Raw genomic sequence first — 13,035 nt, forward strand, 5'->3', positions numbered from 1 at the left:
TATGTTACAACCTAAACGTCGTAAATACCGTAAGGAACAAAAAGGCCGTAATACTGGAAAAGCCACACGTGGTAATGCTGTATCGTTTGGTGAATTTGGTTTGAAGGCAATGGTTCGTGGTCGTTTAACTGCGCGCCAAATTGAAGCTGCTCGTCGTGCGATGACTCGTCATATTAAACGTGGCGGTCGTATTTGGATCAGAATTTTCCCAGATAAGCCGATTTCAACGAAGCCAGCTGAAGTTCGTATGGGTAATGGTAAAGGTAATCCTGAGTACTACGTTGCTGAAATTCAACCAGGAAAAGTTTTATATGAAATGGACGGAGTTGATGAGGCTTTAGCGCGTGAGGCATTTAGATTGGCCGCTGCTAAATTACCATTACAAACTTCTTTCGTAATTCGTCAAATTGGCTCTTAAGCAGGAGAATGATTATGGAAATGAAAGAATTGATGACTAAGGACGCATTAGCGTTAAACAACGAGTTATCTGAATTGCTTAAGGCTCAGTTTAAATTGCGTATGCAAAAAGGAACACAGCAATTGCAAGATACTAGCCAGTTAGGCAAAGTAAAGCGTGATATTGCCCGTGTTAAAACTGCAATGACACAGAAAGCGGCAGGAAAATGAACGATACAACAAAATCCTTAAAACGCACTTTAGTTGGCAAAGTTGTAAGCGACAAAATGCAAAAGACAGTTACTGTTTTGGTTGAGAGAAAAGTTAAGCATGAACTTTATGGCAAATATTATTCAATGTCAAAAAAGTATCATGCGCATGACGAAACTGATCAATTAAAAATTGGTGACACAGTTGAAATTTCTGAATCACGTCCACTTTCAAGAACAAAATCTTGGGTAGTTACACGTTTGGTTCAAGAAAACAAAGGTTTGTAATTTTTTAATAAAAAAAGATTGCACTTTGTACGCAATCTTGATATATTAGAGGGCTTCGCAGTTTTTAATTAAATTGCGATTTAAAAGTTAGTTTTTAATCCTGGTTGAGCCGAAAAGAATTCTTCTTGTAGGTGAGGCCTTTAACGGAACCAAGACTGATTGCCATTGGCATTTAAGTTGGGGAATAGATAATGATTCAAACTGAAAGCAGACTACAGGTCGCAGATAATACTGGCGCCAGTGAAGTAATGTGTATCAAGGTCTTAGGTGGTTCTAAGCGCCGTTATGCAAGCATTGGTGATGTAATTAAAGTAACTGTGAAATCCGCAGCTCCAAGAGGCCGCGTTAAAAAGGGTGATATCTACAACGCTGTTGTAGTTAGAACTGCTAAAGGCGTTCGTCGCGCTGATGGCTCACTCATTAAATTCGACGCAAATGCCGCAGTTTTGCTAAATGCAAAATTAGAGCCAATCGGCACTCGTATCTTCGGGCCAGTAACGCGTGAATTGCGTACTGAACGCTTTATGAAGATTGTTTCTTTAGCCCCTGAAGTAATCTAAGGAGAAGCGATGAAAAAGATTCGTACAGGTGATCAAGTGGTTGTAACTACTGGTCGCGACAAAGGAAAAAAGGGTGTTGTGAGCGCAATGTTAGGCGATAAAGTCCTAGTTGATGGCGTTAATCAATACAAAAAAAATGTCAAGCCTAATCCAGCAACTGGTGTTACTGGTGGTGTGATTGATAAAACAATGCCTATTCAGATTTCGAATGTAGCTTTAGTCGATGCTGATGGTAAGCCATCTCGTGTTGGTATTAAAGAAGTTGACGGTAAAAAAGTTCGCTTCCTTAAAACTACTGGCGCGATCTTGACAGCTTAAGGGGAATACATATGACAACAAGACTACAAGATCATTACACAAACAAAGTTGTTGGGGAACTAACAGAAAAGTTTGGATATAAGTCAGTAATGGAAGTTCCGCGTATTACTAAAATCACTTTAAATATGGGTTTGGGTGAGGCTATTGCGGATAAGAAAGTAATTGAACATGCTGTTGGTGATTTAACAAAATTAGCTGGTCAAAAACCAGTTGTAACCAAGGCTAGAAAAGCGATTGCTGGTTTTAAAATTCGTCAAGGTTATCCACTCGGTGCGATGGTAACTTTACGTGGCCAAAGAATGTTTGAGTTCCTGGATCGTTTTATTACTGTTGCTTTACCTCGTGTAAGAGATTTCCGTGGGGTTTCTGGAAAAGCTTTTGACGGTCGTGGTAACTACAATATCGGCGTTAAAGAACAGATTATTTTTCCAGAGATTGAGTACGACAAAATTGATGCTCTACGTGGATTAAATATCAGTATTACAACAACAGCTAAAACCGATGATGAAGCAAAAGCTTTGTTAGCGGCTTTTAAATTCCCATTCCGTAACTAAGGGGTTATCGTGGCTAAAATGTCATTAATTGAACGTGAAAAAAAGCGCAGCAAGTTAGTAGCTAAATATGCTGTAAAACGTGCTGAACTCAAAGCAACTATTGAAGATGCCTCAAAGTCTGATGAAGAACGTTATGATGCACGCTTAAAGTTGCAAGCTTTACCCCGTAATGCAAGCCCCATTCGCCAGCGTAATCGTTGTGCTTTGACTGGACGTCCACGTGGAACATTCCGTAAGTTCGGTTTGGGTCGCGGAAAAATCCGTGAGATCGCCTTTAGAGGTGAAATTCCGGGCGTCACTAAAGCCAGCTGGTAAAAAGACAGATTAGGAGAATTTATGAGCTTTACCGATCCAATCGCAGATATGTTAACTAGAATTCGTAATGCGCAAGCAGTACATAAGCCTGGTGTAACAATGCCTTCATCAAAATTGAAAGTTTCAATCGCTAACGTTTTAAAAGACGAAGGTTACATTGAAAGTTTTGAAATTACTGGCGAAACTGCAAAACCGGTTTTAAATATTGCACTCAAATATTATGCAGGTCGCCCTGTTATTGAGCGTATTGAACGTGTTTCAAAACCTGGTTTAAGAATTTACAAAGGCCGTTACGAGATTCCACAAGTGATGAATGGTCTCGGCGTAGCAATTATTTCAACCCCTCAGGGCTTGATGACTGATCGCAAAGCACGTGCAAACGGTGTTGGCGGTGAAGTTCTCTGCTACGTAGCTTAAGGAGATAACTATGTCACGTGTCGGTAAGTCACCAATAGCAGTTCCAGCAGGCGCTGAAATTCAAATTAATGCAGGTTTAGTTACAGTTAAAGGACCATTAGGTACTTTGACTCATCAAATTCACCCATTAGTTTCATTGAAGCAAGAGGGTACTCAGTTAGTTGTAAGTCGTAATGATGAGTCTCGTGAGTCTAATGCATTGTCTGGTACAACTAGAGCAATCGTTAACAACATGGTAAACGGCGTTACTAAAGGTTTTGAACGCAAGTTGAATTTAGTAGGTGTTGGATATCGTGCGGCAGCGCAAGGTACATCACTTAAGTTGCAACTAGGTTTTTCACATGATGTGATTTATCAGTTGCCTGAAGGTGTGAAAGCTGAAACACCTACTCAAACTGAAATCCTAATTAAAGGTTCCAACAAGCAACAAGTTGGACAGGTAGCCGCTGAAGTTCGCGCTTACAGATCACCAGAGCCGTATAAAGGTAAGGGTGTTCGTTATAGCGATGAAGTGGTAATTATTAAAGAAACCAAGAAGAAGTAATCGAGGCCGAATATGTTGAACAAAAAAGAATCACGTTTACGTCGTTCACGTCAAACACGCATCAAGATTGCAGAGTTAGTAGTTCCACGCATTGCTATTATGCGTACAAACTTACATATTTCTGCTCAGTTGTATAGTGCTTGTGGAACGAAAGTGTTGGCTTCTGCTTCCACAATGGAATCTGAATTACGTACAGCGCTGTCAAACAATGGTGGTAACAGCAAAGCTGCTACTGAAATTGGTAAGTTAATTGCTGAGAGAGCGATCAAAGCAGGAGTAACAGATGTTGCTTTTGATCGTTCAGGTTTTCGTTATCACGGTCGCGTAAAAGCTTTAGCTGAAGCTGCACGTGAAGCAGGTCTCAAGTTCTAATCGGCGTAGCTGATAAAGGTCAAGGAAAAAGATTATGGCAAAAATGCAAGCAAAAATGCAATCTGATGAGCGCGATGATGGTTTACGCGAAAAAATGATTGCTGTAAACCGTGTAACGAAAGTTGTTAAAGGCGGTCGTATTTTAGGTTTCGCAGCACTTACCGTAGTTGGTGATGGCGATGGTCGTATTGGTATGGGTAAGGGTAAATCTAAAGAAGTGCCTGTTGCTGTTCAAAAAGCAATGGACGAAGCACGTCGTAAGATGATCAAGGTTCCACTCCGTCAAGGCACATTACAGCATACAGTTATTGGTGAGCATGGTGCCTCACGTGTTTTGATCTCTCCTGCTAAAGAAGGTACTGGCGTTATCGCCGGTGGTCCGATGCGCGCAATTTTTGATGTAATGGGTGTTACTAACGTTGTTGCTAAGTCTATTGGTTCAACAAACCCATACAATATGGTTCGTGCAACTATCAACGGCCTTGCGAAGATGAGTACTCCTTCTGAGATTGCTGCTAAGCGTGGCAAAACTATTGAAGAAATCTTAGGTTAATTTAAGAATCGAGAAAAACATGGCTGAAAATAAAACAGTAAAAATCCAACTAGTGCGCAGTTTAATCGGCACACGTGAAAGTCACAGAGCTACTGTTCGTGGTTTAGGTTTGGGTCGCGTTAATACTACATCGGAACTAGTTGATACTCCTGCTGTACGCGGAATGATGAATAAAGTTTCTTATCTCATTAAAGTACTTAACTGAGTAATAGATTTCAGAGGATATGATGGAATTAAATAATTTAAAACCTGCTGCTGGTGCAAAACACGCAAAACGTCGCGTTGGTAGAGGTATTGGTTCAGGCCTTGGTAAGACTGCTGGTCGTGGACACAAAGGTCAAAAGTCACGTTCAGGCGGATTTCATAAAGTTGGTTTTGAAGGTGGTCAAATGCCTTTATATCGCCGTTTACCAAAAAGAGGCTTTGTATCATTAACAAGACGCTCTGTTGGTGAAATCACTTTAGCTGATTTGCAATCTTTAGATGTAACTGAAGTGGATTTAATTGTTTTAAGACAACATGGTTTGGCTAATGAACAAATTAAATCTGTGAAAGTTATTAAGACAGGTGAGTTATCTCGCGCTGTTACTTTAAAAGGATTAACAGCTACTGCTGGTGCTCGTGCTGCGATCGAAGCAGCTGGTGGCAAAATCCTTGAGGAAGTGTAATTAATGGCAATTAAACCGTCTAACGTATCAAGTATGGCTAAAGCTGGAAATAAATTCGGTGATCTAAAAAATCGCTTAGTTTTTCTTGTTCTAGCACTACTTGTTTATCGTCTCGGCGCTCACATTCCTGTGCCTGGTATTGACCCCAATCAATTAGCTAGCCTTTTCAATGATGCCAAAGGTGGCATCTTGGGAATGTTTAATTTATTTTCTGGTGGTGCTCTTTCTAGATTCACGATTTTCGCTCTAGGTATCATGCCGTATATTTCTGCATCTATTATTATGCAATTGGTTACGGTCGTTATTCCTTCAATGGAAGCATTGAAAAAAGAAGGTCGCTCAGGACAAAGAAAAATTACGCAATATACGCGTTACGGAACAGTTTTATTAGCAACTTTCCAAGCCTTTGGTATAGCTGTTGCCCTTGAATCACAAAAAGGATTAGTTATTAATCCTGGCGTATTATTTCAAATCACCACAGTTGTTACTTTGGTCACTGGAACAATGTTTTTGATGTGGTTGGGTGAGCAGGTAACGGAACGTGGACTTGGTAATGGTATTTCTATCATTATTTTTGCCGGTATAGCTTCTGGCCTTCCAAATGCAATTGGTGGTTTGCTTGAACTAGTGAGAACTGGTGCAATGAGTATCATTTCAGCAATCTTGGTCGTCATTGTTGTTGGAGCGGTTACCTTCTTTGTTGTCTTTGTTGAACGTGGTCAAAGACGCATTTTAGTTAATTATGCAAAACGTCAAGTCGGTAACAAAGTTTATGGTGGTCAATCCTCCCATTTACCTCTGAAGTTAAACATGGCTGGTGTTATTCCTCCAATTTTTGCTTCAAGCATTATTTTGTTCCCAGCAACTATTGCTCAATGGTTTACTTCTGGTGAGAACACAAACTTTGTATCTCGTTTTGTTAAAGATTTGAGTGGCACTTTACAACCTGGTCAACCCATCTACATTATTTTGTATGCAAGTGCGATCATTTTCTTCTGTTTCTTTTATACGGCTCTCGTCTTCAATAGTCGTGAAACTGCCGATAATCTAAAGAAAAGTAGTGCGTTTGTTCCAGGAATTCGTCCAGGTGATCAAACTGCTAAGTATATTGATAAAATTTTGGCTCGTTTGACTTTAGCTGGTGCTGCGTACATCACAGTGGTTTGTTTATTGCCCGAGTTTTTAGTTTTAAATTGGAATGTTCCGTTTTATTTCGGCGGTACTTCCTTGTTAATTATTGTTGTTGTTACGATGGACTTTATGGCGCAGGTTCAATCTTACGTAATGCAGCAGCAATATGGTTCGTTAATGAAGAAAGCCAACTTCAACATGGGACCGGGTGCTTGATATGGCAAAAGATGATGTCATTCAAATGGCCGGTGAGATTGTAGAAAATTTACCTAATGCTATGTTTCGTGTGAAGTTAGAAAACGGACACGTAGTTTTAGGTCATATTTCGGGAAAGATGCGGATGCATTACATTCGTATTCTGCCAGGTGATAAGGTTACTGTGGAAATGACTCCATATGACTTAACACGTGCGCGGATCATCTTTCGCGCTAAGTAGTTTGATTTTTATAGAGGTGAGTGATGAAAGTATTGGCATCTGTTAAGTGTATCTGCCGTAACTGCAAGATCATTAAACGTAAAGGCGTATTGCGTGTGATTTGTTCAACAGATCCGCGTCATAAGCAGCGTCAAGGTTAAGTAGATTTAATTTAGAGGAATTTATATGGCACGTATCGCCGGGGTTAATATCCCAAACCATAAACATACTGTTATCGGATTAACTTCGATTTTCGGAATCGGTTTAACTCGCGCAAGAAGTATTTGCGCAACGACTGGTGTTCCAGAGTCAAAGAAAGTCAAAGATTTGACTGACGCCGATTTAGAAAAAATTCGTGAGCAAGTAGGTTTAGTTGCTACTGAAGGTGATCTTCGTCGTGAAATCACGATGAATATTAAGCGTCTCATGGACTTAGGTTGTTACCGTGGCGTACGCCATCGTAAAGGTCTTCCAGTTCGTGGTCAACGTACTAAAACCAATGCTCGTACTCGCAAAGGCCCTCGTAAGGCTGGCGTGGCATTGAAGAAATAATAGGAAAGCGAAACTAAAATGGCAAAACCACAACAATCGAACGCGTCTTCTCGTGTACGTAAAAAAGTTAAGAAAAATATTGCTGACGGCATCGCTCACGTGCATGCGTCGTTCAACAATACGATCGTAACTATTACTGATCGCCAAGGAAATGCGCTTTCTTGGGCTACTTCAGGTGGACAAGGCTTTAAAGGCTCAAGAAAATCTACACCTTTTGCTGCTCAGGTTGCTGCTGAAGTTGCTGGTAAAGCAGCAATTGAATGCGGTATCAAAAATTTGGAAGTTCAAATTAAAGGCCCTGGACCTGGTCGTGAATCAGCTGTTAGAGCATTAAATGCTTTAGGCATCAAAATTACTGAAATTCAGGATGTAACACCCGTTCCACACAACGGATGTCGCCCTCCAAAGCGCCGTCGTATTTAATACATACTTCGGTTTTATTTAAGCCCACTGTTCAATTAAAATTGAACTAACCTTTGCGTAAGCAAAGGCAAAGAAAGGAAGAAACGTGGCACGTTATATAGGCCCTAAGGCTAAATTATCACGTCGGGAAGGTACCGACTTATTTCTAAAAAGCGCACGTCGTGCTTTATCAGATAAATGTAAATTAGACAGTAAACCTGGTCAACATGGTAGAACATCTGGTGCAAGAACATCAGACTACGGTAACCAGTTACGCGAAAAGCAAAAAGTAAAAAGAATGTACGGCATTTTAGAGCGTCAATTTAGACGTTATTTTGCTGAAGCTGATCGCCGTAAAGGTAATACAGGTGAAACTTTATTGTTATTACTAGAATCACGTTTAGATAACGTTGTTTATAGAATGGGTTTTGGTTCTACTCGCTCTGAAGCTAGACAATTAGTTTCACATAAAGCCATTTTGATCAATGGCGAAGTTGCTAATATTCCATCCATGCAAGTGAAGCCTGGTGATGTTGTTGCAATTCGTGATAAAGCTAAAAAGCAAACGCGCGTACAAGAGTCTTTAACACTCTCACAGCAGATCGGACAACCAAGTTGGGTTTCTGTTGATACAACAAAACTTGAAGGTGTTTTCAAGAAAACTCCTGACAGAGACGAAATTAGTGGTGATATCAACGAAAGTTTAATTGTCGAACTTTATTCGCGTTAATTGAGGCATCCCCATAAGGAAAATATATGCAAACAACACTGCTTAAGCCCAAAATTATTTCTGTTGAAGCAATTGGCGATAACCAAGCTAAGGTTGTCATGGAGCCATTTGAACGTGGCTATGGCCACACTTTAGGTAATGCACTTCGCCGTGTTTTATTGTCTTCTATGTCAGGTTTTGCACCAACCGAAGTTAGTATCGGTGGCGTAGTACATGAGTACTCAACCCTTGATGGCGTTCAGGAAGATGTTGTCAATCTTCTTTTGAACTTGAAAGGAATCGTATTCAAACTTGAATCACGTGATGAAGTTACATTGATGTTACGTAAAGAAGGTCCTGCAATTGTTACTGCTGCAGATATTGAATTACCCCATGATGTTACTTTAATTAATCCTGATCACGTGATCGCTAATTTATCTGCTGGTGGTAAATTAGATATGCAAATTAAGATTGAAAAAGGTCGTGGATATGTTCCAGGTAATATGCGTAACTACGCTGATGAACAAACTAAATTAATTGGCCGTATCGTTTTAGATGCTTCTTTTAGCCCAATTACTAGAGTTAGTTATGCCGTTGAATCTGCTCGTGTTGAACAACGTACCGATTTAGATCGTTTAGTCATGACCATTGAAACGAATGGTGTTATTTCTCCTGAAGAAGCTATTCGTCAGTCTGCTGGTATTTTGGTTGATCAATTAGTTGTTTTTGCTGCTTTGGAAAACAATCAAATCTTGGGCGACATTCAAACTAGCCGTTCACCTGTTGTAGATCCGATGTTGTTAAGACCAGTCGATGACTTGGAATTAACAGTTCGTTCTGCGAATTGTTTAAAAGCTGAAAATATTTACTACATCGGTGATTTAATCCAAAGATCAGAAAATGAGTTGTTAAAAACTCCTAATCTTGGACGTAAATCTTTAAATGAAATTAAAGATGTTTTGGCTGCAAGAGGTTTGACTTTAGGTATGAAGTTAGACAATTGGCCGCCTGCTGGTCTTGAGAGATAATAGAAAGGAAGTATCATGCGTCACGGAAACGGACTGCGTAAATTAAACCGCACATCATCACATCGCTTAGCGATGTTACGTAACATGTCAAATTCATTGTTGCAACATGAATTGATTAAGACAACATTGCCTAAAGCAAAAGAATTGCGTCGGGTAGTTGAGCCTTTAATCACTTTAGGCAAAAAGGATAACTTAGCAAATCGTCGCTTAGCATTCAATCGCTTGCGTGATAGAGAAATGGTTACTAAATTATTCAATGAATTAGGACCTCGTTATGCTGCTCGTCCAGGTGGATATACACGTATTTTAAAATTTGGTTTCAGAGTTGGTGATAATGCACCGATGGCATTGGTTGAGTTAGTTGACCGTCCAGAAATCGATCTAGATTCAGTTGTAGAAGCCGAATAAATTTTCTTTTAAGAAGATTCAAAGCCAGAAGATTTAAACATCTTCTGGCTTTTTGCATACGTGAGTTACTATCTTCTGCCACAATGATATTTTATTGATAAATCGACTATGCAATACGAACCAATCATTGTTCAATTTTCTGCGCCTTCTACGGAGGTTGCTGAATCGATTGGAACACATTTATTACATGAAAAAATGATCGCCTGCGTACACATCAGTAGTCCGGTGAAGAGTATTTATCATTGGGAAGGTGAAGTAGAGCAATCAACAGAGTGTATCGTTCAGGCAAAGACTTTTAGTATTTTCTGGGCTCCAATCGAAGCAAAGATTTTGGAGTTACACCCCTACTCTGTGCCTGAAATTCTCGCTTTACCAATTCGAGACATATCTCATTATTACTACGTTTGGATGATTCAAGAAATTATTGAAAAAGGTAACAACTAAATACAAATTTAGATATTCTTAGATGATGCTCAATAAAATCTTTTCGCTAGTAATTTCCTGCCTTGCGACTTTCACTACATTTCAATCTGTTGCTAGGACCGAGGAGTTTTTACCTCCGGAAAAAGCCTTTGAAATAAAGGCGATATTAAGCGCTGAGTCATTGACAGTTATTTACAACGCAGCCCCAGGATATTACATTTATCAAGAATCGATTGCCTTAAGCTTAAAAGATTCCGATGTAAAAATTTTACCAAGCAAGCAACCTCAACCCCACGAAAAGTTCGATAATAATTTTCAAAAAATTGTGAAGACTTATGAGGGGGAGGTGCTGTTCGAATATCCCACAAAGTCGTTTCCTGATTTATCGCCGATCCTTTTGGATGTAACTGTTCAAGGTTGCGCTTCACAAGGCATCTGTTATCCACCAATGCTCAGACGTCTACTCATACAAGAATATGGTAAAGCCGTAAACTCGATTGACCCCGAAATGGAATTGTCCACTCAACAGAAAAATTCTAAATTATCTTGGTGGGAAGTATCAGAGGATTTAAATGCCTTAAATCGATTATTAACTAGTACCAGTTTGCCCATATTATTATTGGTTTTTTTCTTACTAGGTATTGGTTTAGCTTTTACACCATGTATGTTGCCCATGTTGCCAATTTTATCTAGTGTTGTATTTGGTACAGTCGACCATCATTTACTACCAAGAAAAAAGACCATCATCTTAGCGATATTTTATGTTCTTGGAATGGCATTCGCCTTTAGCTTAGCGGGGATGGCAACAGCATGGTTTGGAGCCGGCATAACCGCAGGTTTACAAAACAGATGGGTCTTGTTGGCCTTTGGGGGCTTAATGCTCATTCTATCTGCTGGCCTTTTAGGGTTTTATGAATTACAAATGCCACACTCTTGGCAATCACGAGTGGACCATTGGATCGGCAAACATGAAGGTGGAAACCTGTATGGAGTATTTGCTCTTGGCGCACTTTCCAGTTTAGTAGCGAGCCCTTGCGTCTCAGCGCCATTGGCGGGTGTCTTAACCTTTATTGCCCAGAGTGGACAGATACAACTGGGGGGATTGATTCTTTTCGTCATGGCGTGTGGCATGGGTGTGCCTCTCTTACTATTTGCTATTGGCGCGAGCAAAATCGTACCTAGAGCTGGAAAATGGATGTTAAGAGTGCAAAGATCATTTGGAATATTAATGATCTTGTTGGCTTTTTGGGTCATGTTACCAGCCCTCCAATCTTTTTTTAAGCAACAAGGGGTCAATCAATTTAAGGTCATTAACGAACTAAAATTTGAGATCGTTACAAAAACTGTAGATCTAGAAGCAAAACTATCTCAAGCGAGAGAAAAAAATAAAAAAACTTTGGTCATTATTTCAGCCGACTGGTGCGTAAGTTGTAAAGAGTTAGAAATACAAACCTTAGGGAGTGACATAGTAAAAGCAAAGCTTGCAGAGTATGAACTCATTGAAGTAGACATTACCGAAATGGGCAAAGACCAAAAAGCATTGTTAAATCAATACAGTATTTTCGGACCTCCTGCAATCCTGATTTTTGATGTCAACGGGGTTGAACAAAAGTCGAAAAAAATAGTAGGTGTTGTTGGCCCTCAAAAATTATTATTAGCTCTTTGACATCCTCCTAGCCATGAACTTGATGGCAAGTTTTCTTATTCGGCCTTATCCAACGCTACTCATTTAATGTATCGGTTGAGAGCGTTCTGATAAAGCGCTAGTGCCATACTTAGGGTTGATTGTTAGGAGGGCCTCAAATACTTTCCCATTGCTCAGTGTGGCCAATCTTGCCGCTCTTAAGTCCCGTCACCATGAAACAAATAGTTCGAGTGGCTAGACTTGCCGCACAGCTTAAAAGTGTAGAAATCGAGAACTACCACCAACTATTTTAATTTGGTACTTTGGGAAACTGTCTCAATGGGCAATGAAATTTATAAAGAGATATTCAAAAATTTCCAAAGTTGATTATATGGTGATGATAGTAAGATTATTAGGCGTTGTAAGTTCAGTAATCGATAGGCTATTTTGATGAAACAAAACTCGATTAGACGCTTGGTTTGAGCTGAGTCAATATGTTTTTAAAAGCTTTGATAGGCACTACAGACAATTGCCTGCGAAAAGACACATGACAAGTGTTTACTAACTATTTGGTATTTTTAACATTGGAAATTTAAAAGTCTTTTTGCCATCAAAACACAAAGTTGAAGAAAAAAAGATTCGACATGCAGACATTATGTATTCTTAACAAAAGTAGATTAGGCCATTATGCCTAGATGACTAGATATCAGATAGAAGGATGAATCAAAACCATAGTTAATGAGATACCCTAATTTACACTGCGTAAAATTGTGGAGACAACTGGTTTGACAGGATCCGATTTAACAATCCTTTGAATAACAAACACCATCACATTGAACTACTTCAAGGTTCGCTTCTAACCCCTAAAAGACGAAGATTAATCCACAAAGTAATAAATATTTAAAGATTCGATTATTTCAGGGGATGATTAGACCGACAGAAAGATCTAATTTAAAAATAATTAATGTTGTTAAAAAGAATATTTATCGAGTGAATCAACGATCTCGGCAAAAATAAACTCAAAGCAGAGAAAACGAGTCAGAGTGAGCATTGGTGGGGTTGAGAGAGGGGGGAGGAGGAAAGAATAAAAAGAAAACCGAAATCTTTTCATCTTTTTCGTCAGAAAGTGTTGACAAGGGTAAATAGTTC

23 protein-coding genes are annotated in these 13,035 nt (G+C 39.5%); all 23 read left to right on the plus strand.

The features are described 5' to 3' along the window. Window position 1 precedes the first annotated feature (1 nt). The 23 genes from rplP to dsbD all read left to right on the plus strand — a co-directional run bounded on the left by rplP (window position 2) and on the right by dsbD (window position 11,928). On the plus strand, window positions 2-418 hold the full coding sequence (rplP, locus tag B8983_RS13080; RefSeq protein WP_084285825.1) for a 50S ribosomal protein L16: 417 nt from the start codon (window positions 2-4) through the stop codon (window positions 416-418). A gap of 14 nt (window positions 419-432) precedes the next feature. Continuing rightward, the gene (gene rpmC / locus B8983_RS13085) at window positions 433-627 is read left to right on the plus strand and encodes a 50S ribosomal protein L29 (RefSeq protein WP_084285829.1); all 195 of its coding nucleotides are present in this window, start codon (window positions 433-435) and stop codon (window positions 625-627) included. Continuing rightward, window positions 624-893, plus strand: a complete 270-nt coding sequence (gene rpsQ, locus B8983_RS13090) for a 30S ribosomal protein S17 (RefSeq protein WP_084285833.1) — start codon at window positions 624-626, stop codon at window positions 891-893. Before rpmC ends, rpsQ begins: the two co-directional genes overlap by 4 nt. 191 nt (window positions 894-1,084) lie before the next feature. Then, the gene (gene rplN, locus B8983_RS13095) at window positions 1,085-1,453 is read left to right on the plus strand and encodes a 50S ribosomal protein L14 (RefSeq protein WP_084285837.1); all 369 of its coding nucleotides are present in this window, start codon (window positions 1,085-1,087) and stop codon (window positions 1,451-1,453) included. 9 nt (window positions 1,454-1,462) lie between these two features. Then, the gene (gene rplX, locus B8983_RS13100; protein WP_084285839.1) at window positions 1,463-1,771 is read left to right on the plus strand and encodes a 50S ribosomal protein L24; all 309 of its coding nucleotides are present in this window, start codon (window positions 1,463-1,465) and stop codon (window positions 1,769-1,771) included. 11 nt (window positions 1,772-1,782) lie between these two features. Further along, a complete protein-coding gene (rplE, locus tag B8983_RS13105) occupies window positions 1,783-2,325 on the plus strand; it encodes a 50S ribosomal protein L5 (RefSeq protein WP_084285841.1) in 543 nt (180 codons plus the stop codon). A gap of 9 nt (window positions 2,326-2,334) precedes the next feature. Then, complete coding sequence (gene rpsN / locus B8983_RS13110) at window positions 2,335-2,640, plus strand: 30S ribosomal protein S14 (RefSeq protein ID WP_084285843.1); 306 nt, start codon at window positions 2,335-2,337, stop codon at window positions 2,638-2,640. A gap of 21 nt (window positions 2,641-2,661) precedes the next feature. After that, window positions 2,662-3,057, plus strand: coding sequence for a 30S ribosomal protein S8 (gene rpsH, locus B8983_RS13115; protein ID WP_084285845.1), 396 nt, complete (start codon window positions 2,662-2,664; stop codon window positions 3,055-3,057). Window positions 3,058-3,067: 10 nt separating this feature from the next. Further along, the gene (gene rplF / locus B8983_RS13120) at window positions 3,068-3,601 is read left to right on the plus strand and encodes a 50S ribosomal protein L6 (RefSeq protein WP_084285850.1); all 534 of its coding nucleotides are present in this window, start codon (window positions 3,068-3,070) and stop codon (window positions 3,599-3,601) included. Window positions 3,602-3,616: 15 nt separating this feature from the next. Further along, window positions 3,617-3,973, plus strand: a complete 357-nt coding sequence (gene rplR / locus B8983_RS13125; RefSeq protein WP_084285883.1) for a 50S ribosomal protein L18 — start codon at window positions 3,617-3,619, stop codon at window positions 3,971-3,973. Between the two features lie 34 nt (window positions 3,974-4,007). Beyond that, on the plus strand, window positions 4,008-4,526 hold the full coding sequence (rpsE, locus tag B8983_RS13130) for a 30S ribosomal protein S5 (RefSeq protein ID WP_084285853.1): 519 nt from the start codon (window positions 4,008-4,010) through the stop codon (window positions 4,524-4,526). A 19-nt stretch (window positions 4,527-4,545) separates the two neighbouring features. Next, the gene (gene rpmD, locus B8983_RS13135) at window positions 4,546-4,731 is read left to right on the plus strand and encodes a 50S ribosomal protein L30 (protein WP_084285856.1); all 186 of its coding nucleotides are present in this window, start codon (window positions 4,546-4,548) and stop codon (window positions 4,729-4,731) included. A 22-nt stretch (window positions 4,732-4,753) separates the two neighbouring features. Further along, entirely contained in the window at window positions 4,754-5,194 is a 441-nt protein-coding gene (rplO, locus tag B8983_RS13140; protein ID WP_084285857.1) for a 50S ribosomal protein L15, read from the plus strand. 3 nt (window positions 5,195-5,197) lie between these two features. After that, window positions 5,198-6,541 (plus strand): preprotein translocase subunit SecY, encoded by a 1,344-nt coding sequence (secY, locus tag B8983_RS13145; RefSeq protein WP_084285859.1) that lies wholly within the window; start codon window positions 5,198-5,200, stop codon window positions 6,539-6,541. A 1-nt stretch (window position 6,542) separates the two neighbouring features. Beyond that, window positions 6,543-6,761, plus strand: a complete 219-nt coding sequence (gene infA / locus B8983_RS13150) for a translation initiation factor IF-1 (RefSeq protein WP_084285861.1) — start codon at window positions 6,543-6,545, stop codon at window positions 6,759-6,761. 23 nt (window positions 6,762-6,784) lie between these two features. Then, complete coding sequence (gene rpmJ / locus B8983_RS13155) at window positions 6,785-6,901, plus strand: 50S ribosomal protein L36 (RefSeq protein ID WP_084285863.1); 117 nt, start codon at window positions 6,785-6,787, stop codon at window positions 6,899-6,901. A 25-nt stretch (window positions 6,902-6,926) separates the two neighbouring features. After that, window positions 6,927-7,292 carry a 30S ribosomal protein S13 gene (gene rpsM, locus B8983_RS13160; RefSeq protein ID WP_084285865.1) on the plus strand — a complete coding sequence of 122 codons (366 nt, stop codon included), beginning with the start codon at window positions 6,927-6,929 and terminating at the stop codon, window positions 7,290-7,292. 18 nt (window positions 7,293-7,310) lie between these two features. Next, window positions 7,311-7,715, plus strand: coding sequence for a 30S ribosomal protein S11 (gene rpsK / locus B8983_RS13165; RefSeq protein ID WP_084285867.1), 405 nt, complete (start codon window positions 7,311-7,313; stop codon window positions 7,713-7,715). Between the two features lie 85 nt (window positions 7,716-7,800). Further along, complete coding sequence (gene rpsD, locus B8983_RS13170) at window positions 7,801-8,424, plus strand: 30S ribosomal protein S4 (protein ID WP_084285869.1); 624 nt, start codon at window positions 7,801-7,803, stop codon at window positions 8,422-8,424. Window positions 8,425-8,450: 26 nt separating this feature from the next. Next, window positions 8,451-9,431, plus strand: coding sequence for a DNA-directed RNA polymerase subunit alpha (locus B8983_RS13175; RefSeq protein WP_084285871.1), 981 nt, complete (start codon window positions 8,451-8,453; stop codon window positions 9,429-9,431). 15 nt (window positions 9,432-9,446) lie between these two features. Beyond that, a complete protein-coding gene (gene rplQ / locus B8983_RS13180; protein ID WP_084285872.1) occupies window positions 9,447-9,839 on the plus strand; it encodes a 50S ribosomal protein L17 in 393 nt (130 codons plus the stop codon). Between the two features lie 108 nt (window positions 9,840-9,947). Continuing rightward, window positions 9,948-10,283, plus strand: a complete 336-nt coding sequence (gene cutA, locus B8983_RS13185) for a divalent-cation tolerance protein CutA (RefSeq protein ID WP_084285874.1) — start codon at window positions 9,948-9,950, stop codon at window positions 10,281-10,283. A 22-nt stretch (window positions 10,284-10,305) separates the two neighbouring features. After that, window positions 10,306-11,928, plus strand: coding sequence for a protein-disulfide reductase DsbD (gene dsbD / locus B8983_RS13190; RefSeq protein ID WP_084285876.1), 1,623 nt, complete (start codon window positions 10,306-10,308; stop codon window positions 11,926-11,928). Window positions 11,929-13,035: the final 1,107 nt, after the last annotated feature.

Origin of the sequence: Polynucleobacter kasalickyi, from assembly GCF_900176405.1 — a bacterium.
In the GTDB taxonomy this organism is placed as follows: domain Bacteria; phylum Pseudomonadota; class Gammaproteobacteria; order Burkholderiales; family Burkholderiaceae; genus Polynucleobacter; species Polynucleobacter kasalickyi.